Here is a 4,590-nt window from a genome sequence, read left to right as displayed (position 1 = left end):
GGGTATGGCAAGATGCCATACCCTCCTAAAGAGTAAAACTTCTTATTTTAAAGAATATGAAAAAGCGCTATATAGTTAGAATGGTTTGCGCTGCGTTGCTGTTGCTCGCTTTTGTCGCAGGAACGCAGGCGCAGGAACTGAACGCACGTGTGAAGATCAACCACAACCAGATTCAAGGCACCGACAACTCGGTGTTCGAGGAGCTGGAGCAGACCCTCACGCAGTTTATCAACGAACGCCAGTGGACCAGTCTTCAGTTTCAGAAGAACGAGCGCATCACGTGCAACTTCAACATCACCGTGACGGCGTACGACAACAGTACGAACGTCTTCACGTGCAAGGCGGTGATACAGGCAAACCGCCCCGTGTATAACTCTACGTACACCACCACTATCTACAACAACACCGACAACGACTTCAACTTCGAGTACGCACAGTTCGACCAGTTGCAGTTCAACGAGGAGCAGGTGGACAATCAGCTCACGGCACTCATCGCCTACTACGCCTACCTCATCATCGGCATTGATCTCGATACGTTCTCGCCGATGGGTGGCGAGGACATTCTGCAGCGCTGCATGAACCTTGCCAACAACGCGCAGAACCTCAACTTCCCGGGATGGAAGGCGTTCGACAACGGACGCAACCGCTTTGCCATCATCAACGACTATCTTGAGGGTGCGATGAAGCCGTTCCGCCAGTTGCAGTACGACTACTATCGCACGGGTCTCGACGAGATGGCGACCAACGTGGAGCGCGGACGCGGCAACGTGACCACTGCGCTCGAAACCGGTCTGAAGAAGTGTCACGAAGACCGTCCGCTCAGTATGCTACCACAGATATGGACCGACTATAAGCGCGACGAGCTTACCAATATATATAAAGGTAAGGGCACGCAGAAGGAAAAAGAAACCGTCTACGACATTCTCTTCTCTATCAATGCAAGTCAGAATTCGGCTTGGGAGAAGATAAAGGAGTAGACACACACATACATAACCCATAACTACTGTTTATGTTAAAGAAACTCGATATACGCAACTTCACACTTATCGACCATCTTGAGATGATGCTCTACCCTGGCTTCTCCGTCATTACGGGCGAAACCGGTGCCGGAAAGAGCATCGTCATCGGTGCAATAGGATTGCTGCTTGGCAACCGCGCCGATGCGAAGCAGGTGAAGCGTGGTTGCGACAAGTGCATCATTGAGGCAACGTTCGACCTTAGTATCTACCACTCCGACGTGCTGAAAGGCTTCTTCGAAGAAAACGACCTCGACTACGAGCCGGAGGAGTGTCTGCTGCGTCGCGAGGTGAACGCTAATGGCAAGAGTCGCGCCTTCATCAACGATATGCCGGTGACACTCGCCCTTATGCGCGAGCTCGGCGAGCAGCTCATCGACGTGCACAGCCAGCATCAGAACCTGCTGCTCAGCAAGGAAGACTTCCAGCTGAACGTTGTGGACATCATTGCGCGCGATCGTCAGCAGCTTGCCGACTATCGTGCGGTGTTTGCCGAGTTGCGTTCGGCGCAGCACCGCCTTGCCGAGTTGCGCGAGCAGATAGCCACGAGTCGCGACAACGAGGACTTTCTGCGCTTTCAGCAGAAGGAACTTAGCGAGGCAAAGCTCACTTTGGGCGAGCAGGAACAGTTGGAGCAGGAGTCGGAGTTGATGAGCCACGCCGAGGACATAAAGCGTGCGCTTCACGATGCCGACTACGGACTCTCGGGCGACGACACGGGCATCGTGAACCTCACGCGCTCCATTGTCACACAGCTGCGTAGCGTAGCCGATGTCTACCCCGAAGCGCAGGAGCTTGCAGAGCGTCTCGACGGCTGCTTCATAGAGCTGAAGGATATCTCGCAGGAGATAGCCTCGAAAATGGACGACGTGGAGTACGACCCGCAGCGCTTCAACCTCATCACCGAGCGCCTCGACCTCATCTACACGCTTCAGCAGAAGTTCCACGTGCAGACCGTCGACGAGCTGCTCGACCGCCTCAATGCTATCAATGCGCAGCTCTCGAACATCGACAACTCCGACGAGCAACTGCAGGAGCAGGAGCAGGAGGTGGCACGTCTGCACGCTGTATGCGTGGAGAAAGCAGCCGTGCTCACCGATATGCGACGCAAGTCGGCTACGCTCGTCGAGCAGGAACTGTCGAAACTGCTCGTTCCGCTTGGCATACCAAACGTGCGCTTCAAGGTGGATGTGTCGGCTGCCGACCTCTCCGCCACGGGTGCCGACAAGGTGATGTTCCTCTTCAGTGCCAACACCAGCACCGACATGCAGCCCGTGTCGCAGGTGGCATCGGGCGGCGAGATAGCGCGTGTCATGCTCTCGCTGAAGGCGATGATAAGCAAGGCCATCGGTCTGCCCACAATCATCTTCGACGAGATTGACACCGGCGTGAGCGGTAGGGTGGCAGAGCAGATGGCACACATCATGCACGATATGGGTGCTGCCAACCGACAGGTGCTCTGCATAACCCACTTGCCGCAGATTGCTGCCGCCGGCTCCACCCACTATAAGGTGGCGAAGCATGAGACGGAGCAGGGCACGGTGTCTACGATGACGCAGCTCACCGACGAACAGCGTATCACGGAGATTGCGCAGATGCTCTCTGGTAGCGATGTGTCGCAGGCTGCTATCGACAACGCCAAGTCGCTTTTAGCATTATAGGAGGCTATGGCATCCTGCCGTAGCCACGCATCCATAAAGCATAGGAGGCTATGGCATCCTTGCCATAGCCACGCACCAAGCAGTTAACGGAAGGTTGCGTGGGTATGGCAAGATGCCATACCCTCCTAAGAGTTACAAATTTGTTAATAAATAAAACAATGAACAGAATATTATCAACAATCCTAATTTCGCTGCTCTGCCTCTGCGGAGCGATGGCGCAGCCGGCGGCTGTGAAGAATGTGGCAAAGTCGGTGTTTGCGCTTAAGGCATACGATGCAGAGGGCAAGCAGATAGCTACAAGCAACGGAGTGTTCCTCTCAGCCGACGGCATAGCAGCCTGTCCGTGGTCGGCAGTGCGCGAAGCCTCGCGTGTGGAAGTCGTCGATTTCAACGGAAAGACCTATCCCGTGACGCATATCCTCGGTGCTAACGAGCTTTATGACGTGTGTCGTGTGCGTGTGGATATGCCGAAGACTGTGGCTGCCACCATCGCCACCGCTGCTGCTGCAAAGGACAGCAAGCTGTGGCTCGTGGAGACCGCCGACCGCCGTACACAGACCACACAGTATGAGGTAGACAAGGCGGAGACCTTCATGGAGAAGTACGCCTACTACGTGTTCGGCTACAACAACCACAAGCCCACACAGGGCGCTGCCTTCGTCAACGAGAAGGGACAGGTGGTGGGACTCATGCAGCAGTCGGTGCGTTCGCTCTACGCCAACGCCGTCGACGTGCGCTTCATCTCGACACTCGCTGCAAGCCACCTCGATATTAACAACTCGCTCTATGCCAAGACCTCGCTGCGTCTCACCTTGCCTGCCGACAAGCAGAACGCTCTGCTCATGGTGATGTTGGCTGCTGAGCGTCAGGACACGGCAAAGTATGCCGGCTATCTTAGCGACTATATCCGACAGTTTCCGAAGGAGGTTGACGGCTATGCTACGAGTGCGCTGCAGAAGTCTACTTATGGCGACTGGCAAGGTGCCGATGCCGATATGCAGACCGCACTAAAACTTGCTGCCGACAAGGCGGAGGCTCACTCTGAGTATGCTCGTGTGATGTATCAGAAGCTCATCTATAGTGCCGACACCACCTTCACAGCTTGGACCTTTGAGCGTGCACTGGCGGAAGCTGAGAAGGCGTACAGCCTCAATCCGCAGCCGCAGTACTTGCACCGCATGGCGCAGATAAAGTTCTCGATGGGCGACTATGGCGACGCATGTGAGAAATTCTTGAGTTTGGCGAAGAAGGACATGCCAACGAGCGAGGTATATTTCGAGGCTGCGCAGTGCAAGACACAGCTTGGTGCTCCGAAGACGGAGGTGCTGGAGCTGCTCGACAGTTGTGTGGCAGTTGCTCCGCGCCCACTCACCAATCTGTCTGCGCCCTACGTGTTGGCACGTGGTCAGCTGTACGAGCAGATGGAGGAATACCGCAAGGCGATCGTCGACTACAACACCTACGACACGCTGGTGTATGGCAGAGCAAACGCTGCCTTCTACTATGCTCGTCATAAGTGCGAAGTGGCAGTGCACCAGTACAAGCAGGCTCTCGACGACCTTGCGCACGCTGCATATATAGGTGGTGCAGATGCTCCGCTCTATATCGCCGAGCTAGCTTCGTTGCAGCTGCGTGTGAACATGAACGAAGAGGCTGTCAAGACCTCCGACCTCTGCTTGCAGCTCACGCCCGACAATACCGATGCCTACATAATAAAAGGCCTCGCACTTGTGCAGTTGAAGCGCAAGAACGAGGCTATGGAGTGCTTTAATAAGGCAAAGGAATTGGGCGACGACCGCGCCGAGGGATATATCAAGAAGTATAAGTAGGAGGCTATGGCATCCCTGCCATAGCCACGCACCCATAAGGTGATTGATAGGAGGCAGCGTGGGTATGGCAGGGATGCCATACCC

Annotated in this window: 3 protein-coding genes; all 3 read left to right on the top strand. The window is 55.2% G+C overall.

The genetic code is table 11. The features are described from left to right. The first annotated feature begins 80 nt into the window (after positions 1–80). The 3 genes from porD (at position 81) to HMPREF0673_RS07570 (ending at position 4,506) form a co-directional block, all read left to right on the top strand. Positions 81–977 carry a type IX secretion system protein PorD gene (gene porD, locus HMPREF0673_RS07580; RefSeq protein WP_040596653.1) on the top strand — a complete coding sequence of 299 codons (897 nt, stop codon included), beginning with the start codon at positions 81–83 and terminating at the stop codon, positions 975–977. Between the two features lie 32 nt (positions 978–1,009). Then, on the top strand, positions 1,010–2,677 hold the full coding sequence (gene recN / locus HMPREF0673_RS07575) for a DNA repair protein RecN (protein ID WP_007900414.1): 1,668 nt from the start codon (positions 1,010–1,012) through the stop codon (positions 2,675–2,677). Positions 2,678–2,835: 158 nt separating this feature from the next. Further along, positions 2,836–4,506 carry a tetratricopeptide repeat protein gene (locus HMPREF0673_RS07570; RefSeq protein ID WP_040596652.1) on the top strand — a complete coding sequence of 557 codons (1,671 nt, stop codon included), beginning with the start codon at positions 2,836–2,838 and terminating at the stop codon, positions 4,504–4,506. Positions 4,507–4,590: the final 84 nt, after the last annotated feature.

The organism is Leyella stercorea DSM 18206, from assembly GCF_000235885.1.
GTDB classification, from domain to species: Bacteria; Bacteroidota; Bacteroidia; order Bacteroidales; family Bacteroidaceae; genus Prevotella; species Prevotella stercorea.
Note: the sequence above shows the minus strand (reverse complement) of the source record. Positions and strands in the feature narration are given on the sequence as shown.